General features: G+C 59.5%; 13 protein-coding genes. 8 read left to right on the top strand and 5 right to left on the bottom strand.

The genetic code is table 11. The features are described 5' to 3' along the window. Positions 1-297: 297 nt before the first annotated feature. Positions 298-2,292, top strand: coding sequence for an LTA synthase family protein (locus ACL2XO_RS11245; RefSeq protein WP_413742721.1), 1,995 nt, complete (start codon positions 298-300; stop codon positions 2,290-2,292). A 10-nt stretch (positions 2,293-2,302) separates the two neighbouring features. Here the strand turns inward: ACL2XO_RS11245 and ACL2XO_RS11240 are convergent, their stop codons facing one another. The 5 genes from ACL2XO_RS11240 to ACL2XO_RS11220 all read right to left on the bottom strand — a co-directional run bounded on the left by ACL2XO_RS11240 (position 2,303) and on the right by ACL2XO_RS11220 (position 9,597). Next, entirely contained in the window at positions 2,303-3,415 is a 1,113-nt protein-coding gene (locus ACL2XO_RS11240) for a GGDEF domain-containing protein (protein WP_132922324.1), read from the bottom strand. Positions 3,416-4,053: 638 nt separating this feature from the next. Further along, positions 4,054-5,346 carry a rhodanese-like domain-containing protein gene (locus ACL2XO_RS11235; protein ID WP_413742720.1) on the bottom strand — a complete coding sequence of 431 codons (1,293 nt, stop codon included), beginning with the start codon at positions 5,344-5,346 and terminating at the stop codon, positions 4,054-4,056. A gap of 59 nt (positions 5,347-5,405) precedes the next feature. After that, the gene (locus ACL2XO_RS11230; RefSeq protein WP_413742719.1) at positions 5,406-7,178 is read right to left on the bottom strand and encodes a class I adenylate-forming enzyme family protein; all 1,773 of its coding nucleotides are present in this window, start codon (positions 7,176-7,178) and stop codon (positions 5,406-5,408) included. Further along, complete coding sequence (gene sauS / locus ACL2XO_RS11225) at positions 7,175-8,629, bottom strand: acylating sulfoacetaldehyde dehydrogenase (RefSeq protein WP_413742718.1); 1,455 nt, start codon at positions 8,627-8,629, stop codon at positions 7,175-7,177. Before sauS ends, ACL2XO_RS11230 begins: the two co-directional genes overlap by 4 nt. Next, complete coding sequence (locus ACL2XO_RS11220; protein WP_413742717.1) at positions 8,626-9,597, bottom strand: aliphatic sulfonate ABC transporter substrate-binding protein; 972 nt, start codon at positions 9,595-9,597, stop codon at positions 8,626-8,628. The genes sauS and ACL2XO_RS11220 overlap by 4 nt, the downstream gene beginning before the upstream one ends. A 389-nt stretch (positions 9,598-9,986) precedes the next feature. On the opposite strand from ACL2XO_RS11220, the gene ACL2XO_RS11215 reads away from it, so the two are divergent. From ACL2XO_RS11215 to ACL2XO_RS11185, 7 genes are all read left to right on the top strand, one after another. Then, complete coding sequence (locus tag ACL2XO_RS11215) at positions 9,987-10,925, top strand: sulfonate ABC transporter substrate-binding protein (protein WP_413742716.1); 939 nt, start codon at positions 9,987-9,989, stop codon at positions 10,923-10,925. A gap of 38 nt (positions 10,926-10,963) precedes the next feature. Then, positions 10,964-11,755, top strand: a complete 792-nt coding sequence (gene ssuC / locus ACL2XO_RS11210; protein WP_413742715.1) for an aliphatic sulfonate ABC transporter permease SsuC — start codon at positions 10,964-10,966, stop codon at positions 11,753-11,755. Further along, positions 11,752-12,546, top strand: coding sequence for an aliphatic sulfonates ABC transporter ATP-binding protein (gene ssuB, locus ACL2XO_RS11205; RefSeq protein ID WP_132922330.1), 795 nt, complete (start codon positions 11,752-11,754; stop codon positions 12,544-12,546). The genes ssuC and ssuB overlap by 4 nt, the downstream gene beginning before the upstream one ends. Before the next feature lie 153 nt (positions 12,547-12,699). Continuing rightward, positions 12,700-15,174: a glycyl radical protein gene (locus ACL2XO_RS11200; protein ID WP_413742714.1), complete on the top strand. Its 2,475-nt coding sequence runs from the start codon at positions 12,700-12,702 to the stop codon at positions 15,172-15,174. After that, positions 15,161-16,204: a glycyl-radical enzyme activating protein gene (locus ACL2XO_RS11195; protein WP_413742713.1), complete on the top strand. Its 1,044-nt coding sequence runs from the start codon at positions 15,161-15,163 to the stop codon at positions 16,202-16,204. The genes ACL2XO_RS11200 and ACL2XO_RS11195 overlap by 14 nt, the downstream gene beginning before the upstream one ends. A 364-nt stretch (positions 16,205-16,568) precedes the next feature. Further along, positions 16,569-17,711 carry an FMNH2-dependent alkanesulfonate monooxygenase gene (ssuD, locus tag ACL2XO_RS11190; protein WP_132922333.1) on the top strand — a complete coding sequence of 381 codons (1,143 nt, stop codon included), beginning with the start codon at positions 16,569-16,571 and terminating at the stop codon, positions 17,709-17,711. Positions 17,712-17,769: 58 nt separating this feature from the next. After that, positions 17,770-19,110, top strand: a complete 1,341-nt coding sequence (locus ACL2XO_RS11185; protein ID WP_413742712.1) for an aminotransferase class III-fold pyridoxal phosphate-dependent enzyme — start codon at positions 17,770-17,772, stop codon at positions 19,108-19,110. Positions 19,111-19,155: the final 45 nt, after the last annotated feature.

Below are 19,155 nucleotides of genomic sequence, written 5' to 3'. Positions count from 1 at the left end.
GGTGCCGGCCGCCCGCTCTTCCCCGCCGCAGGGGAAGTCAAATTCCCCGCCGGCAAAGACTCTATAGCCATGGAAAGGTTTTTGCGCCGAACCCGGCGGCGCCCAAAAGCAGCCCGGCGCCGTTGTCACATCCCGCCGCGGGCTATGGACCGGATGTGCCTATGGCACATTTTGGCAAAAAACCCCGTCTCTATCCCCACCCCGTTGACGTTCGGTGGAAGTTCCATTTGAAAAAATGTAGCAAGCAAATAATTACAAATATTCATTAATCAATAAGTATTAATAATAGAGAAGTAAATGTATCAACTGAGAATCCGCGCCCTGTTAAGCGCCCTGTGGTGCCAGATTGGCGTACTCACCTTATTGCTGGCGGGTGCGCGTTATTTTATGTTCCACATTTTTATCGATCCGCGGCAAATCAGCGGACATGCCGCGGCCATTGAACATATGTGGCTGACAGGCATACGTTTTGATCTGCGTGTGACGGCCATTCTTCTCTCTCCGTGCCTGGTGCTGGGTCTGCTGATTGCCGCCCGGGAAAAGGGCTGGCGGTGGCTGGCGCGCTGCGCGCGAATCTATTTAGGCCTGGTGGCGTTCGTGGTCATCATGGTATCCATCGTTAATTATTACTATTACCAGACCTATCATGACTTTATTGATATTTTTGCCTTCGGCCTGGTGGATGACGAATCCAGCGCCGTATTGAAAAGTATCTGGCAGGACTACCCCATCCTCTCGGCGCTGTTTGCGGCCGCGGCGATCACCGCTTTTGATACCGTCCTGACCCGGCATTATTTAACGCCGCGCCGCCGGCGGGACGCCTCCCGCTGGCCGGTGGGCCTGTTTGCCCTTTATCTGTTCCTGACCTTGCTGCTGTTCGCCGCCATGGCGCGCGGCAGTCTGGCGACGTTCCCGCTGCGCCGCAATGACTCCCAGATCTCCACCATTACCGCCCTGAATAAGATGACACCCAACGGTTTAATCGCCCTGTCCTGGGCCGTGGGGGATCATAACCTGGATGTGAAGTTCACGCCGGTTTCCCGCCGGGCCGGCGCGGTTTTATTACGGCAGTCCGGCTTGAATTCCCTGGATGCCCGTACCCCAGACAATCCCTGGCTGAGGGATCACAGACCCAATGTGGTAATGGCCCTGATGGAGAGCATGGGCAGTAATATGCTCGTTTTTGACCATATGCCGGACAATGATTTACTCGGCGCGCTGCGCAAGCCTTTTGCCGACGATTTCGTCTTTCGCCGTTTTGTTTCGGAAGGCAACGGCACCGCCCCCTCTTTAGCGGCGCTGTTTTTTCACAGTCCGGTACAGAATATCAGCCACTCTTCGGCCCAGCGGGTACCGTTGGCAGATACGCCGTTCGCCGTTTACAAAAAAGCCGGCTATAACGTGATTTTTATTACCTCGGGCAGTTTGATGTGGCGCAATCTGGGCAATTATCTGCCTTTCCAGGGAGTGGATCGGGTTTTCGGCCAGGAAACCCTGGAATCGCTGTATCCCGAATCCAGGCAAGAGGTCACGGACTGGGGCGTACCGGATGATTATGCCTTCCGCCTGGCGGCCAAATTATTGGCCCAGGCCACGCAGCCGACATTTATCGCTATATTGACCGTGACCAATCATCCGCCGTATATCGTTCCCCCGCACTATCATCCCAAGCCGGTGTACGCATCGGCCCAAATGATGGCCCATGCCGAAGTTCCCCGGCAGGCGCAGGAAAATATTCTGCGGACCTATCAGTACGGCACCGACTCACTGGGCGAGTTTATCGCGACGATAAAAGACTCCCCCCTCGGGGATAATACCCTCATTGCCGCCGCCGGCGATCATCAAATGCGGCGGCTGAAAGCGTTTAATCCGCGGGAACAGTTCCTGGATCGCGCCGTGCCGTTTTATCTCTACATACCCAAAATCATCCTGGACAACAGCCCCTGGCGCTACGACCCGTCCCGCATCGGTTCCCACAAAGACATTATGCCGACCCTCTATGCCTATTCCCTGTCGGACACCCCTTACCAGGCGCTGGGGGGCAGGAATATGCTGGCGCCGGTGGACGACGGCAGCCGGGCCTTCGGTTATAACGTTGACCTGTGGGTTGACGATCGGGGCGTCTATCCCCTCACCGGACGGCCGGCGTTTTATCCCTGGACCCCGGACGGCGGCCTGACGTTACAGCCCGCCGCCGGGTCGGTGGATACATCGCGGATGCAGCGTTTTACCGCCTATCCCGCGCTGCTCCGCTGGCAGCTGAATGCCAGGATAAAAGGATTTTCCGGCTGAACCGGCTTCGTTAATCCTCCCAGAACTGGACAGTGTTAAAACGATGGGCGCCATTGGCCATCACCACGGTATTTTTACCCCGCCGCTTGGCCTGATATAGGGCGATATCGGCCTGATGGATGCAGGTCATCAGGTCATCGCCGGCATGATACATACCGACCCCGATAGAGACGGTGAGCTTGAACGGCTGCGGCGAATTGGCCAGAAATAGCGTATTGGCGACGGCCGCGCGAATTCGCTGGCAAACCTGATACACCGTCAACGGATCCGCATTGCGGACAAATATGAGGAATTCCTCGCCGCCGTAGCGGCCGATAAAATCCCTGCTGCGGGTGGTACTGCGGAAAATTTCAGCTGTTTCAAACAGCAACCGATCGCCAATCAGGTGGCCGTAGCGATCGTTCACCTGTTTAAAATCGTCCAGATCGATAAGCCCGACGCCGAATGACTGGGTTTCAGACGACAGCTTGATAATTTCCTGGTCGATTCTCTTACGGTTATTGAGGCTGGTGACGCTGTCTATCATGGCAAAGTCTTTCATGGAAATACTGGCTTCCACATACTCTTTTTTTACCACCAGGGCGAAATAGGTGATGAAAAAGCACAGGCACTCCATTAACGGATAGACCATCTGCGGATAGACCAGGCGGATATTGGTGTAAAATCGCGTGGGATCGAGCAGGAGCATTGAACCTAACCGGCAGGCAAGAATAACAAATACAATGGCCAAGGCGATGATGATGGGTCTTTTACGCCATATTTTACCGGCAAAAAGGATAAGGAACACCAGCCCGATGGCAAACTTATCGGATAACGCGACGCCGTGGCTTGCCAAGGTAATAATCAAGGCGATGAGCCCGCTGAGCCAGCCGCCGAGAATCGTGGTGAGAATAACGGGCAGCGCGGCGAATCCCCCCAGCGCCGTCTGGGGCAAGATAGCGTTCCCAAGCAAAAAGCAAAGGGAAATGCCGCCCCCCGCCAAACCGAAAAAAACGCGTTTTTGACAAGAGGAATCACAAGAAAAAGCTTTATGCTGGCTGAGAAAAAAATAGGCTAAAGATAACGTGGCATAAATAATACAGGCGGTAACATAGACAGAAACACCCAGTGTCAAAATTCCCATTCCTGCGCACCTTAATTAAATAATAACAATTCAGCAATATTCTATTATCGATTTTGATCGGTTATTATTTAATACTCACCTGCCATGAATAACATTTTAATAAGGTTGATTCTCATTAAGCACATGCTGGAGGTAGGGGAAAAGTGATATATATTTTTATGAAGTAAACACTACAGATATTGATTAAGCTAATCGTTTATTTCACTTATAAAAGCCCAACTGATTGATAAAATCTATCAGTTTTAACCTAACTATGGTTCTAAACGATCATAAAAGACAATGGGCGGCTTTTTAACCGGTTTTGTCAGCCATTTTGTCCCTAAATAGCATTAAATGCGTATTTATCACAAATAAATCGGACAATAAAATGGGTCAATTTTTTGTGAAAATCTTTATAGCCGATGAGGGAAATAGCGATAATTCGAGAGGAGGGTCAGAGAATTTTCATTGCTGGTTTCCTTTATTCAGCAGAAATTCGAGACCACCGATCCGTTTTAGCTAAAATAACATCATTCCAATAGAGTATGGATTAAATGATTTAACCATTTGGCAGCGGTTTTTCTTTCCAGATGAATATCCTTATTTATCCGGAAAGATAATATCGCCTACTAAAAGAAATAAGCAAAATTTTATTCTTTTTATTTCAGCACAAAAAATCCATGGCTACCGTCCCGCTCCAGCTGCGCCACCAGTCCCAGTTCCCAGGTGATATAATCCTGCATGGCCCGGGGGGAATTACCGGTGCCTTCATAGGGACGGCGATAGCGCCGGGGCAAAGGACGCTGCGATTGGAATGCCGCGTCGTCCGGCGACGGTTCCGCCACCGGCGCGGCCCAGGAGCCGGACACGGCAACATCGGCGTGCTCTTTGTCAAGCACCCAAACCTGCCAACCCATTTGCGCCAGCCAGGAGGCGGTCATATCGGCACGCGTCCCGCCCTCGCCGTCCGTCAGGACAATACGCGCCCCGCGTACGCTGGCGTAGTGATCGGTCTCCTGCACCAGCTGTCCGCCGGGGACCGGACGGGCCGCCGGGAAATGACCGGCGGCATACTCTTCCGGCTGCCTGACGTCAAAGACATAGGTGGTGCGATCCGGCTCTGTCAGCCAGCGCTGCAGTTCGCCTGCGTCCAGGCGTTTCACGCCGGCCCGATCCGCCACCTCCCTTGCGGCGACGGCCGCCGCCCGGCGCGCCGTTTCGCTCGCGGCGGGGTAGCGGCGCCGCTGCGAGCGCTCCAGCGGCAGCCCGGCCAGCATCCAGCCGATGGTGCCGTTGCGCAATGCCGCCACCGGGTTGGGAATACCGGCGTTAATCAGCGACTGGGCGCCGATAATACCGCGGGTACGTCCGGCGCAGTTGACGATAATGCGGGTGGCGGGCGACGGCACCAGATCCCGGACCCGCAATACCAGCTCCGCCCCCGGTACGCTGATGCCGCCGGGGATGTTCATGGTCTGGTATTCATCAAAACGCCGTACGTCCAGCACCGCTATATCCCCGGCGGCGTCCAGCAGCCGCTTTAGCTCTTCCGCCGCCAAAAACGGCGTCTGGCGGCAGTGGGCCACCAGTTCGCCAAACGCTTTGCTGGGCGAATTGACGTCGATAAACAGTTCGCCGCCCGCCGCCGTCCAGCCGGCCAGTCCGTCCGCCAGCAAAGCCACATCCCGGTAACCCAGCGCCAGCAGCCGGCGCGCGGCGATAGCCGCCAGCCCCTCGCCGTTATCATACAGGGTCACGGGGACGGTGCGCCGGGGAATCCGCGCCAGGACCTCATCCTCCAGCCGTGACAAGGGGATATTGGCGGCAAACAAGGGATGCCCTTCGGCGTAAGACGCTTCCTCGCGTACGTCCACCAGCGCCACTTCATGCCGGTTCAGCAAGGCCAGGCGGATATCGTCCGCCTGCCGGCGGGGGAAAAACGAGTCGGTCATATGGCTATACTCCCAAATCAGTCCCAAATCAGATCAATACCAGTAGCGACCGGGCTCCGTCAGCCCTCGGCGAACCTGGCGCAGAGCGCTAATCGCTGCACTTTGCCCGAACCGCCCCGGGGCAATGCCGTAACGAGATAAAAACGCACCGGCGCTTTGAAACTCCCCAGCCGCTCCAGGCACCATGCCCGCAACGCGGCCTCATCCAAAGCCATGCCGGTCTGCAATACCAGCGCCGCGGCGATATTTTGGCCGTAATCGGCATCGGGTATCGCAAAAGCAGCCGCTTCACGTAGACCGGGGAAATCCGCCAGCGCCTCGTCGATTTCCCGCGGAGCGATATTTTCTCCGCCCTTGATGATGATCTCTTTCATCCGCCCGGTAATAAAATAGAATCCGCGCTCGTCGCGATAGCCCAGATCGCCGGTATGCAGCCAGCCGCCGGCATCAATGGCCGCCGCGGTTTGTGCGCTGTCCAGATGATAGCCGGCCATGATGTTGGGGCCCCGCAGGATAATTTCGCCACCGCAATTATCCGCCAGCCGCTCTCCGCCGGGACCGGCAATGGCGGTCTCGATGCCGCAGGGCAAGCCGACGCTGCCATAGACCCGGCCGGTATGGGGATTGCAGAACGCCAGCGACCCCGACTCCGTCATACCCATGCCTTCGATGACCGCTATGCCGAAGCGCTGCTCGAATTGCCGGTGCCGGGCGGGCGGCAGCGGCGCGGAGGCGGATCGGGCGAATTTGACCCAGGGATAGCGGGCGTCGCCGTCGGAAGCGTCGTGCAAAAGAAAGGCTATCATGGTGGGCACCAGGTTGAGCCAGGTGCAGCGATAACGTTCCACCATGCCCCACCAGCGGGAGACGGAAAAACGCCGCGGCGCCACCAGACTGCCGCCGCTGACAAAGGGAACCAGCGTCCCGATGACCTGGCCGTTGATGTGATAAAGGGGCAACGCGCACAGCAGGCGATCTTGCGGCGTAAGCCGATGCCAGCGAGCGATGCGTTCCGCCGCGGCCAGCATATTGCCGTGGGTCATGACGACCCCTTTGGGCAGGCCGGTGGTGCCCGAGGTATAAATCAGCAGTGCCGGACTTCGGGCGGACAGCGGCTGCCCGCAGGCGGCCGGATCGTCGGCGGGGTGCGGTGTGTAGATGGCCGCTTCGTCCGTCGCGGACGGTATAGGTATGAACGGGTTATCCCCCGTCCGGGATGGAAAATCCTCCGGCTCCGGACGATTCGCGCCGCCCGTCGGCAAATCCCGTTCGCGGATCGCCATCAAGGGACGTCCCGCCGGCGGCAGGCTGTCCAGCACCCCCCGCAGGCGGGGAGCGTACTCCCGGCTGGTGATGACGGTTTTAGCGCCGCAATGGGTGATAATCCACGCCAGGGCCGTGTCGGCAGCCAGCAAGTTAAGGGGCACCGGCACGTAGCCCGTCAGCATGCATGACAGACAAAGCGCCACGGTGTCAAAGCCGCCGGGCAGCAGCAGAGCGATATGATCACCGGGCCGGTGGCCGGCGGCCAGTAACCACTGGCCCTGGCGCCGGGCGGCCAGGGCCAGCTGGGCGAAGGTGAGGGTGCGCCCGGTCTCCGGACAAATCAGGAAAACCCGATCGGCGCCCTCGCGCAGATGCCGGGCCAGCACCGCCGGCAGCGAGTCGGCGGCGTCTACCGCTGCTTGGGCGCCTGTATCGTCCGGCGCTGCGTACTCTGCTTGGGCGCCGGTGTCGTCCCGCGTTGCTCCCTTTGCTTGGGCGCCGGTGTCGTCCGGCGCTGCGTACTCCGCCTGGGTGCCGTTCAGCGTTGCTTCGCCGCTGCCCTTCACGATCCCTTCCTGCGCAGATAATCGCCGAACAGCATATCCAGCGAGGGAATATCTTCCTCTATAGGGCGCGAGATACGGACCTTATTATAAAAATGCCGGTAATTCAGATTGTCGGAGAAATGATTTTTACCCCAGGTGCCGCAGCCCAGGGTCAGGGTAAAGGGCAATCCGTTATCAAAATTGCCGCCGGCGGCAAAACTGTGGGCTTGATTGACGATAACGCGGCTCACCGGCAGGGTGAGTCCCGCCGTCAGCGCCTCCGCCGGATCGGTGCCGTGCAGGCCGACGGAGTGCCCGGCTCCTTGCCAGGCATAAAGCGCCCTGACCCGGTCGCATGCCTGATGAAAATCATCCGCCCGGTAGGCGGTTAAAACCGGCGAGAGCTTTTCACCGGAAAAGGGAAAGCGTTCGCCCACCCCCTCTTCCTCGACGATGAAAAAACGGGCGCTTTGGCAGGCCGCTCGCGATAATCCGGCCGCTTCAGCCAGGAACTGCGCGGAATGGCCCACCCGATCCCGCGCCAGCTTGCCGCCGCCGTCTGGCCAAAGGACGCGCTGCAGCCGGGCTTTTTCCTCCGCCGTCAATACCACGCCGCCCTGCTCCACCAGAGCGTCCAGCATCGGCCGGTAGCGGCCGGACGGGATGATAACGCTGTTTTCCGCGGAACAGCTGGTGGCGTTATCAAAGGTTTTCGAATCCGCTATCTTGCGGGCGGCCGCGGTTAAATCCGCCGATTCGCTGATAATGGCGGCTACGTTGCCGACGCCGACGCCGAAGGTGGGCGTACCGCTCTGCGTCGCGGCCCGGACATTGGCCTGGGAACCGGTAACGATAACCAGATCCGCCGCACCCATCAGCAACTGCGTTTGCTCGCGGCGGACAGGGGCAGGCAGCATTTGCACCAGGTCGCGGGGAACCCGCAGGACATCCAGCTCGGGATAGATCAACTCCAGCAACCGGGCGCAGCTGGCCGCCCCTTTCGGCGATGGCGCCACGATAACGGCGTTGCGGCATTTGACGGCGTTGATGATGTTATTGATGACCGTAGCCACCGGGTTGGTGGAGGGCGTCACGGCGGCCACCACCCCCACCGGCCGCGCAATGTCGACGATCCCGCGCCGCGGATCCCCGCCTATCACGCCGACGGTTTTTTTACCGTGCAGATCCCGCAGCAGACCCAGCGTCTTGCGATGATTTTTGCTGACCTTATCCTCGACATTGCCCAGGCCGGTATCCTCTACCGCCAGGGTCGCCAAGGCCCGATTATTCGCGGGATTGATCACCGCCCAGCCCAGGGCGCTCACCACCAAATCGATTTGCTCCTGGCTGTAGCCGTCTATCTGCCGCTGCGCCTCCCGCGCCCGCACCACCAGGGCGTGAACAAGCCGGGCCGGCGCCGTTTCCTCCCCGTCCGGTGCGAGCGGGGCCGGCGAAGGCGTCGCCGGACTCATTTCGCGGCGGCCGGCTGCCAGACCGGCACCGCCTGGGCATTAATATGTTTAGGCAATAATCCCGCGGCAAAAAACGCGTCGGCGATGCGCTGCTGCTCGCCGAGGCTCTCAAGGGTCACCGGCTTGACCTGATAGGTGCGATGGGCATTGGCCTGTTCCACGGTGGCTACATCCAGATTGCCCCACAATGGTCCCAGCAATTTCGCCGCGTCGGCGGGATGGGACTTGACCCAGGCGCCGGTTTGTTCCAGCTGCCGGTAAATCAGATCCAGAATTTCGGGATGCTGCCGCGCAAAGGAAGCGGACGCCAGATAATAGCGCTGATAGCTGGCCAGTCCCTGCCCCGGCGCCAGAACGCGGGCATGCTGCCGGCGCTCGGCGGCGGCGACAAAGGGTTCCCAGGTTACCCAGGCGTCCACCTGGCCGGTTTCAAACGCCGCCAGGCCGTCCGCCGGGGTCAGGTAAGCCGGGGTGATATCATGGAACGTCAGGTGGGCTTTCGCCAGGGCAACGATGAGCAAGTAATGACTACCCGCCGCTTTGGTTACCGCGATGCGTTTGCCTTTCAAATCCTCCAGGGTTTTCAGCGGTGAATTTTGCGGCACCAGGATTGCCTGGGCATCCGGCGAGGGCTCTTCGCGGGCAAAATAGGTCAAGTCGGCGCCGGCCGCCTGGGCAAAGACCGGCACGGTATCCGCCACATCGGCGGAGACATCCACATTACCGATATTCAGGGCCTCCAGCAGCGGCAGTCCGCTGGAAAACTCATACCAGCTGACCTTTATTCCCCGGGGAGCCAGCTCTTTTTCCAGCGTGCCCTGCAATTTTACCAGGGTCAGCAAGGTGGAGGATTTTTGATAACCGATACGCAGAGCGGTTTCCGCCCGTGCATTGAATTGAATTAATAAAGCCAATAAAGGAACGGCGATAAAAATAAGACGGCGCATGGTAAACGTAAAGCGAGACATAACGGTATCCGACAAGAATAGGTAATAGTAAGCTCCAAGACTTGCCCGGCACTGTCAAAGTATATAATCAGCTTTAGATAGTCTATTTTATCCCTTAATCCCAGGTCCGGTCGCCGGCCTTGCCGGCAGGCTTTCGCCATGGGGAAAAACGCTCCCCGCCGCCGCAAATCCGGCCTTTCATCAACACAAAAGTCCTTTAAGATAAACATCCATATAACAACATTTCTTTATTGGAATATTTTCATACCGGTTATTAACAGAGGTTCGGCATTTATTAATGTGATTTTTCTTTTAGCAAAATAATATCTATTCAAAGCTGAAAATAACATTTACCGAACAATTTCCCGCGCTGTTAGGATTTTCTTTTCAGTAATTGAAGATGGAAAGAAATGATGAATCTGCGCGGCGGTATTGCATTATTGCTTTCATTGGCCGTTTCGGCCGGTGCCTGCGCCGCCGATACCCTGCGTATCGGCTATCAGAAATCCGGCACCACCCTGGTATTGCTGAAGGGGGAAGGAACGCTGGAAAAAAGCCTGGCCTCGCAGGGCGTGAAGGTGAAATGGACGGAGTTTCCCGGCGGCCCGCAATTGCTGGAAGGATTGAACGTCGGCTCCATCGATTTTGGTTTCACCGGCGAAACGCCGCCGGTATTCGCGCAGGCCGCCGGGGCCAATCTGGTATATATCGCCAATGAACCGGCCTCGCCGACCGCGGAAGCCATTTTGGTGCCGAAAGAGTCCGCCCTGCGCAAGGTGGGGGATTTAAAAGGTAAAAAAGTCGCGCTGAATAAAGGCTCGAACGTGCATTACCTGCTGGTGCGGGCGCTGCAGGAAGCCGGCCTGAGCTACGGCGATATTACCCCGGTCTATCTCTCCCCCGCCGACGCGCGCGCGGCCTTTATCCAGGGAAGCGTGGATGCCTGGGTGATTTGGGATCCGTTCGCCGCCGCCGCCGAGCAACAGCTGCAGGCGCGTACCCTGCGAAACGGCCAGGGCATCGTGAATAACTATCAGTTCTACCTCGCCACCCGGGATTTCGCCACGGCCCATCCACGGGTGATTACCGAGCTTGTCGGGCAAATCCGGCTGGTGGATAAAAAGGCCGTCGAAGACCCCGCGGCGGTGACCCGCCAGGTGGCGCCCCTGCTGGGGCTGCCGGAGGACATCACCCGCATCGCGGTGGAGCGGCAGCATTATCAGGCGGCATTTATCACCCCGGAGGTGACCGCCGGCCAGCAGCGTATTGCGGATACGTTCACCCGGTTGAAATTGATTCCGCAAAGCCTGAATGTCTCACAGGCCGTCTGGACGCCGCCGGCACAGTAGCGGCGGACCATCCGATGCGCACTTTACAGGAGCACGGGATGAAACGCATTTCCCTCGAGTTTTCCGAACGTCTGGCGCCCTGGCTGTTGCCGGTGCTGTTGATGGCATCCTGGCAGTTGGCGGTGAGCGCCGGCTGGCTGTCCAGCCGGATCCTGCCGGCGCCGAGCGCGGTTATCACCGCGGCCTGGCGGTTAATCTACAGCGGCGAGCTATGGCAGCATCTGGCCATCAGCAGTTGGCGCGCCGCGGTGGGATTCGCCATCGGCGGCTCCATCGGACTGCTGCTGGGCTTTATCACCGGCCTGTCCCGCTGGGGGGCGCTGCTGCTGGACAGCACGGTGCAGATGATCCGCAACGTACCGCATCTGGCGCTGATCCCGCTGGTGATTTTGTGGTTCGGCATTGATGAATCGGCAAAGATTTTCCTGGTGGCCCTCGGCACGCTGTTCCCCATTTACCTCAATACCTACCACGGCGTGCGCAACGTGGACGCCGGCCTGGTGGAAATGGCCCGAAATTACGGGCTGTCGGGATTTTCGCTGTTTTATCAGGTTATTTTGCCCGGGGCCCTCCCTTCCATACTGGTGGGAGTCCGTTTCGCGCTGGGATTCATGTGGCTGACGCTGATTGTGGCGGAAACCATCTCCGCCAATTCGGGCATCGGCTATCTGGCCATGAATGCCCGTGAATTTCTGCAAACCGACGTGGTGGTGGTGGCCATTATTTTATACGCCATCCTCGGCAAGGCGGCGGACAGCGCCGCCCGGGCGCTGGAGCGCGTCTGGCTGCGCTGGCATCCGGCTTACCAGAAGACGAGGGCAACGGCATGAGCGTCAATGTCTACCCGGTTAACCGCGGCATCCCCCTGGCATTGCGCCAATTGGAGAAGTCTTTCCATGGCCACCGGGTGCTGGGGAATGTGGATCTCGCCATCCCCGCCGGACAGTGCGTGGCCATCGTCGGGCGCAGCGGCTGCGGCAAAAGCACTCTGTTGCGCCTGCTGGCCGGTCTTGACAGGCCGGACCGCGGCTCCCTCTCGTCCGGCAATACCCCGCTGCGCGCCAGACAAAACGATATACGGCTGATGTTCCAGGACGACAGGCTACTACCCTGGAAAAAGGTGGTGGATAACGTGGGCCTCGGCCTGGGCAAGGACGCACGCGAGCGCGCCCTGGCCGCTCTTGACACCGTCGGATTGGCCGGGCGGGCCGGCGACTGGCCTTCCACCCTGTCCGGCGGGCAGAAGCAGCGGGTGGCGCTGGCGCGGGCATTGATTCACCGTCCGCGCCTGCTGCTGCTGGATGAACCCCTGGGGGCGCTTGATGCGTTAACCCGTATCGAGATGCAGCGCCTGATTGAGACCCTGTGGCAAGAACAGGGTTTTACCCTGTTGCTGGTGACCCACGATGTGCATGAAGCGGTGACCCTGGCGGATCGGGTCATCCTGCTGGAGCAGGGGCATATCGGCCTGGATATCGCCATCGATTTGCCGCGTCCCCGCAGCCACGGGCAGGCCCGGCAGGCGGCATTGGAAAGTGAAATCCTGGAACGCATCTTTTCCAGCGGCGTCCAGGGCGCGCAAGGCGACGGCACGCTGCGCTCCGGGAGTTCCAATCAATAGACCCGTCATCTTTCAAGCTGCAGGCGTGTTGGCTGTGTTACTCGGCTCATCCGTAAGCCTCGCCCTTTTAAGGCCGCTGCAAGCGGCGTTACTGCAACGCGGATTATCTAGAGAATACACTTTTATTATTAACGAATTAAGGCAGGCAATAACGTGACTCAGGAAGCCCTGGTACTTTCGCCGCAGGAAGCGCGGCTGCTGCATCCCGACAGCAAGCCCGTCGCCACGGACAGGACCCATCGCCTGCTGGCCCGTATCCAGCATGCCAAACCGGCTATCGATGTGGAACGGGCGCGCTATTTCACCGAGTCCATGGCGCAAACGGAAGGGGAATTACTGATCCTGCGCTGGGCGAAGGCGATGTATCACATCGCCGGGCATATCCAGGTGTATATCGATGAAGATCAGCTGATAGTCGGCCGGGCCGGCAAACCCGGCCGCTACGGCATTCTTTATCCTGAACTGGACGGCGATTTTCTGGAGCGGGCGCTGGAGCAGTTGCCCCGGCGGGTGGAATCGCCGTTTACCGTCGAACCGGCGGAGGTGGATATCATCAAACGGGTGGTATCCCCCTACTGGCAGGGCAAAACCTACCATGAAGACCTGGCCCGCGCCCTGCCCGAGGAGACGCTGCGCCTCACCTACGATCCCGCCGACGCCCTGACCTCCCGTTTTATCGTCAACGAAACCTCGTCGTTCCGGTCCTCCATTCAGTGGGTACATGATTACGATAAAGTGCTGCGGCTGGGATTTAAGGGGATAAAGGAGGATGCACAGCGCCGGCTGGCGGCGCTGGATCCCTTCGATCCGTCGGACAATGTTGAAAAGGCACCGTTCCTTCAGGCCATTATCCTCAGCGCCGAGGCGGTGATCCTATGGGCCGGACGCCATGCCGCGCTGGCGCGGGATCTGGCGGCTCGGGAGCCCGATCCCGTTCGGCGCCAGGAGCTGGCGGCCATCGCCGAGCGCTGCGCCTGGGTGCCGGAACATCCGGCGCGGGATTTCCGCGATGCGCTGCAGGCGCAGTGGTTCACCCAGATGTTTTCCCGCCTGGAGCAGAAAACCGGCACCATTATCTCCAACGGCCGCATGGATCAGTATCTTTACCCCTATTACCGGCGGGATCTGGAGCGCGGCCTGCTCACCGAAGAGCAGGCCCTTGAATGGCTGGCCTGCATGTGGGTCGCCATGGCGCAGTTCGTGGATTTGTACATCTCCCCCACCGGCGGCGCCTTCAACGAAGGCTACGCCCATTGGGAAGCGGTCACTATCGGCGGCCAGACGCCGGAAGGCCTGGATGCGGTCAATGCCTTATCCTATCTGTTCCTGCGTTCGAAGCGGGAATTCCCGTTGCACTATCCGGACCTGGCGGCTCGCATCCATAGCCGCACCCCGCCGCGTTTTCTCTATGAAGTGGCGCAAACCATTAAAGACGGCGCCGGATTTCCGAAACTCATCAACGATGAAGAGGTGGTGCCGCTGCTGCTGGCGAAGGGAGCCGCGTTCAGCGAGGCCTATGATTTCGCGGTATCCGGCTGCGCCGAGTGCCGGATGCCGAACCGCGATACCTATACCAGCCCCTGCGCCTATATCAACTTCCCGGCGGCGCTGGAGATGACGTTGTACAACGGCCGGATGAAACGCTACGGCGGGGAATTGCTGGGTATCGAAACCGGCGATCCGGGGGAATTCGCGGACTGGGAGGCATTCTGGCAGGCCTATGTAAAACAGCATCTGAATTTCCTTCGCCACGCGTTTATCCAGCAAAAAATCATCATTGATTTGCGCGCCCGGCATTTTGCCTGGCCGCTGGGTTCCGCCCTGCACGATCTGGCGATGGACGCCGGTAAGGATATCCACCAGCCGGACATCGACGGCGGTATCGATTTGGGTTATTTCGAGTTTATGGGCTACGGCACGGTCATTGATTCCCTGGCGGCAATAAAAAAATGGGTCTATGACGAAAAACGTCTTTCCATGGGGCAATTGCTGGCGGCGCTGGCGGACGATTTCAACGGCCATCCCGTGGTCCGCGCCCTGCTGCGGGACGCGCCCAAATACGGCAACAACGATCCCTACGCCGATGATATCGGCAAGGCCCTGGATAAAATATGTCTGGAATACACCCAGCGCTACTCCCGCTCTCTGGGCGTGCATATGGATCTGCGGCTGGTGCCGTTTACCTCGCATGTGCCGTTCGGCAAGGTGGTGCACGCCACCCCCAACGGCCGCAGGGCCTACAGTCCGCTATCGGACGGTTCGTCGGCCTCACAGGGCTGCGACAGCCAAGGCCCCACCGCGGTTTTGCTGTCCAATTACCACACCAAGAATTACCGGTTTCGCGAGCGCGCCGCCCGCTTGCTCAACGTCAAGTTCACCCCCTCGGTACTGGCCGGCGAGGCGGGCACCCGCAAGCTGTGCGATTTCATCAAGGTCTGGTGCGACCTGAAGCTGTGGCATATCCAGTTCAACGTCATCAACCGGGAAACCCTGCTGGCGGCCAAGGCCGACCCGGAACGCTTTCGCGGCTTGATTGTCAGGATTGCCGGCTATAGCGCCTATTTCACTGACCTCTCCCCGGACCTGCAGGATGATTTGATTGCCAGGACCGGCCATGAAATCTTCTGATCCGCAGGCATTGCCGCTGCGAATCCCCGCCACGGCGTTGCCGGCTCCGGCGAGCCGGACCGACGGGGCTGATGCGGGCTGGATTTTCAATATACAGCGCTATTCGCTGCATGACGGCGACGGCATCCGCACGCTGGTTTTTCTGAAAGGCTGTCCGCTGCGCTGCGCCTGGTGCAGCAATCCGGAATCCCAGGGTCTATTGCCGGAAATCACGCTGGATGAAAAAAAATGCCTCGGCCGGGACTGCGGCCTGTGCCTTGTCCAATGCCCTGCCCACAGCCTGGCGTATGGGGCCGACGGAATTGTCCGGCTGAACACGGATACCTGCCGGCAATGCCTGCAATGCCTGCCCGCCTGTTCCAGCCATGCCCTGCATGCGTTCGGCCAGCGGATAACGGCGGCGCGGGTGATGGATATTGCCGAGGCGGACAGCCTGTTTTATGCGCGCTCACGGGGCGGGATTACCCTCAGCGGCGGCGAACCCCTGATGCAGGCGGATTTTGCCCTGGCCCTGCTGCGGGAAGCCAAAAAACGGCATATCGACACCCTGCTGGAAACCTGCGGTTACGGCCCCTGGCCGGCGTTACAGGCGCTGGCGGGCTATTGCGACGGCGTCTATTTTGATATCAAAAACCTGAACGACACCGCACACCGCCGGTTTACCGGGCGTTCCAACCGCCGGATTCTGGCTAATCTGCTGGCTTTGCGCAGGCATTTCCCCCATTTGCCGATACATGTCCGCACGCCGCTGATTCCGGCGTTTAACGATAGCTGGGACGATATCGCCCGCATCATTGATTTTATTCTGCCCCTGGCGGACGTCAGCTATGAAATCCTGCCCTATCACCGGCTGGGCAGCGACAAATACCGGCTGCTGGGACGGCCATACCTGCCGGGGGACATCCGACTGCCGGTGGAAACCGTCGAGGAAATCATTACCCGCACCCGCCGGCGTCTCGGCCGCCGATACGGCCCCGACGGGACGAGGCCCATGGATGAGCCGAGTATCGCCAACGCATCTGCAGCGTGAATTATGACGGGTGCATACCCTATATAATTCGTGTTGCAGGAAGGCGGCGACGCAGCGAACTCCCAGGAGCTTACTCCAGTAAGTGACTGGGATGAGCGAGGAAGCCAACGCATCTGCAGCGTGAATTATGACGGGTGCATACCCTATATAATTCGTGTTGCAGGAAGGCGGCGACGCAGCGAACTCCCAGGAGCTTACTCCAGTAAGTGACTGGGATGAGCGAGGAAGCCAACGCACCTGCAGCGTGAATTATGACGGGTATAGATGTTTTACGCATTTGGAATGCCATATATATCAGTTGGAGCACCGGCTCCGGCTGTCCATCATAACGTTTACACGTAGTTTTATTCAGCAGGAGCCGTCCATGAGCCTCAATCTATTCTGGTTTCTCCCCACCCATGGCGACGGACGCTATCTCGGCACGCCGCGCGGCGCGCGCACGGTGGATCACGCTTATCTGCAGCAGATTGCCCAGGCGGCGGAACGGGTGGGTTTCGGCGGCGTACTGATCCCCACCGGCCGCTCCTGTGAAGACTCCTGGCTGGTGGCGGCGTCGCTGATTCCCGTCACCCAGCGGCTAAAGTTCCTGGTGGCGCTGCGGCCGGGGGTTATCTCTCCTACCCTGGCGGCCCGTCAGGCGGCGACGCTGGATCGGCTGTCCCAAGGCCGGGCGCTGTTCAACCTGGTGACCGGCGGCGATCCCGACGAACTGGCGGCGGAAGGGGTATTTCTCGATCACGCCGAACGTTATGAAGCCGCGGCGGAGTTTACCCGCGTCTGGCGGCGGGTGCTGGAAGGCGAGACGGTGAATTTCCAGGGCAAGCATGTGCAGGTGGAAGGGGCGCGCCTGATGTTTCCGCCGGTGCAACAGCCCCGGCCGCCGCTCTATTTCGGCGGTTCGTCCGATGCGGCGCAGGATCTGGCGGCGGAACAGGTGGAGCTTTATCTGACCTGGGGCGAACCGCCGGCGCAGGTGGCGGAAAAAATCGCCCAGGTACGGGAGAAGGCCGCCGCGCTGGGACGGCAAGTCCGCTTCGGCATCCGCCTGCACGTGATTGTGCGGGAAACCACGGAAGAGGCCTGGCAGGATGCCCGGCGGCTGATTGCCCATGTGGACGATGAAACCATTGCCCGCGCCCGGGCGTCGTTCGCCCGGTTTGATTCGGTGGGGCAACAGCGCATGGCGGCACTGCACGACGGCAGCCGGGACCATTTGGAAATAAGCCCCAATCTGTGGGCCGGGGTCGGGCTGGTGCGGGCCGGCGCCGGCACCGCCCTGGTGGGGGACGGTCCCACCGTCGCCCGGCGCATCGCCGAGTATGCGGATTTAGGCATCGATACCTTTATCCTGTCCGGTTACCCGCATCTGGAGGAAGCCTATCGGGTGTCGGAACTGGTCTTCCCCCATCTGGACGTGGCGACGAACAGTCCCGCCGCCGCAAGCGACGCCATCCGGCCGCAGGGGGAAGTGATCGCCAACGATTTCGCGCCGGATAAAATCCATTAAATGCTGACTAATGTTCCCATCGGGCCTATTTTCAGTCCGACATGGGGCGAGTCTGCAGATGACTTTGGTGACAATGATGACGGCCCATTACCAGGATATTCTCAACGATAATTTTTGGCTGCCGTTTACGCCAAATAAAGATTTCCGCAACGATCCCAAGTTATTCGTCCGGGCGGAAGGGGATTATTATTACGATCCGGACGGACGGGCGATATTGGACGGGGTGTCGGGTTTATTCGCCTCGGCCTTGGGCCACGGGCGTAAGGAGCTTGCCGAGGCGGTTCACCGGCAAATGCTGACCCTGGATTTTACCGCCAGCTTTTATCGCGGCCATCCGGGAGCCTTCGCCGCCGCCAAGGCCTTATCGGCGCTGCTGCCCCCCGGACTTGACAGGATTTTCTTTGTCGGTTCCGGCTCGGAGGCTGTGGATACCGCGCTGAAAATCGCCTTGGCATATCACCGCGCCAAGGGCCGGGGTGGCCGGAATATTTTCGTGTCGCGGGAGCGTGCTTATCACGGCGTCAATTTCGGCGGCGTCTCCTTGTCGGGGCTGCCCAACAACCGGCGGAATTTCGACGGCGTCGGGCCGCGGGTGGTGCATATGCGCCATACCTGGCTGGCGGAGAACCGCTACAGCCGCGGTCAGCCCGGGCACGGCGACTTCCTGGCGGACGATCTTTTACGCCTGATAACGCTGCACGGGGCGGAAAATATTGCCGCCTGCGTGGTGGAACCCATCGCCGGGTCCACCGGCGTGCTGGTGCCGCCGGTGGGCTATCTGGAGCGGCTGCGCCAGATCTGCGACCGGCATGACATTCTGCTGATCATGGACGAGGTGATCTGCGGCTTCGGCCGGACCGGCCGGGCTTTCGCCAGCCAGTCCTTTAATATCCGGCCGGATATCATCACCCTGGCCAAGGCCATCACCAACGGCGCATTGCCTATGGGCGCGGTGGCGGTGAGCCGGGATATTCATGACAGCATTATCAACGCCGGCGGCGAGCGGGAGATCGAGTTCTTCCATGGCTATACCTGGAGCGCGCATCCGGTGGCCTGCGCTGCGGCGTTGGCCACGCTGGCGATTTATCAGGAGGAAAACGTGTTCGCCGCCGCCGACGCGCTGAGCGGCCATTTTCTGCAACGGTTGTTTGCATTGCAGGGGCAGCCGCTGGTGACGGATATCCGCGGTTACGGTTTGCTGGGAGGTATCGATCTGGCGCCGGCGGCGAATGCGGGCCAGCGGGGTTATGAGGTGCAAAAAAAGCTGTTTGATGCCGGGCTGCATTTGAAATCCACCGGCGACGCGCTGATTATCGCGCCGATACTGGTGACCGGTCCCGAACGCATCGACCGGCTGTTCGAAATTCTGACCAGGGTCTTATCGACTATTAAGCCCTAGCATTTGGATGGCGTCGGCCCCAGTCAGCACGGTCTCCCTTTAACA

Origin of the sequence: Sodalis sp. RH15 (assembly GCF_047324255.1) — a bacterium.
Lineage (GTDB): Bacteria > Pseudomonadota > Gammaproteobacteria > Enterobacterales > Enterobacteriaceae > Acerihabitans > Acerihabitans ligni.
The sequence above is the reverse complement of the archived record's forward strand: the minus strand, read 5'-3'. Positions and strand labels throughout refer to the sequence as shown.

Bases quoted from the DNA above. Each gene is read 5' to 3' on its own strand.
- ACL2XO_RS11245 (WP_413742721.1), top strand. From the start codon at position 298: ATGTATCAACTGAGAATCCGCGCCCTGTTAAGCGCCCTGTGGTGCCAG.
- ACL2XO_RS11240 (WP_132922324.1), bottom strand. From the start codon at position 3,415: ATGGGAATTTTGACACTGGGTGTTTCTGTCTATGTTACCGCCTGTATT.
- ACL2XO_RS11235 (WP_413742720.1), bottom strand. From the start codon at position 5,346: ATGACCGACTCGTTTTTCCCCCGCCGGCAGGCGGACGATATCCGCCTG.
- sauS (WP_413742718.1), bottom strand. From the start codon at position 8,629: ATGAGTCCGGCGACGCCTTCGCCGGCCCCGCTCGCACCGGACGGGGAG.
- ACL2XO_RS11220 (WP_413742717.1), bottom strand. From the start codon at position 9,597: ATGTCTCGCTTTACGTTTACCATGCGCCGTCTTATTTTTATCGCCGTT.
- ACL2XO_RS11215 (WP_413742716.1), top strand. From the start codon at position 9,987: ATGATGAATCTGCGCGGCGGTATTGCATTATTGCTTTCATTGGCCGTT.
- ssuC (WP_413742715.1), top strand. From the start codon at position 10,964: ATGAAACGCATTTCCCTCGAGTTTTCCGAACGTCTGGCGCCCTGGCTG.
- ssuB (WP_132922330.1), top strand. From the start codon at position 11,752: ATGAGCGTCAATGTCTACCCGGTTAACCGCGGCATCCCCCTGGCATTG.
- ACL2XO_RS11195 (WP_413742713.1), top strand. From the start codon at position 15,161: ATGAAATCTTCTGATCCGCAGGCATTGCCGCTGCGAATCCCCGCCACG.
- ssuD (WP_132922333.1), top strand. From the start codon at position 16,569: ATGAGCCTCAATCTATTCTGGTTTCTCCCCACCCATGGCGACGGACGC.
- ACL2XO_RS11185 (WP_413742712.1), top strand. From the start codon at position 17,770: ATGACTTTGGTGACAATGATGACGGCCCATTACCAGGATATTCTCAAC.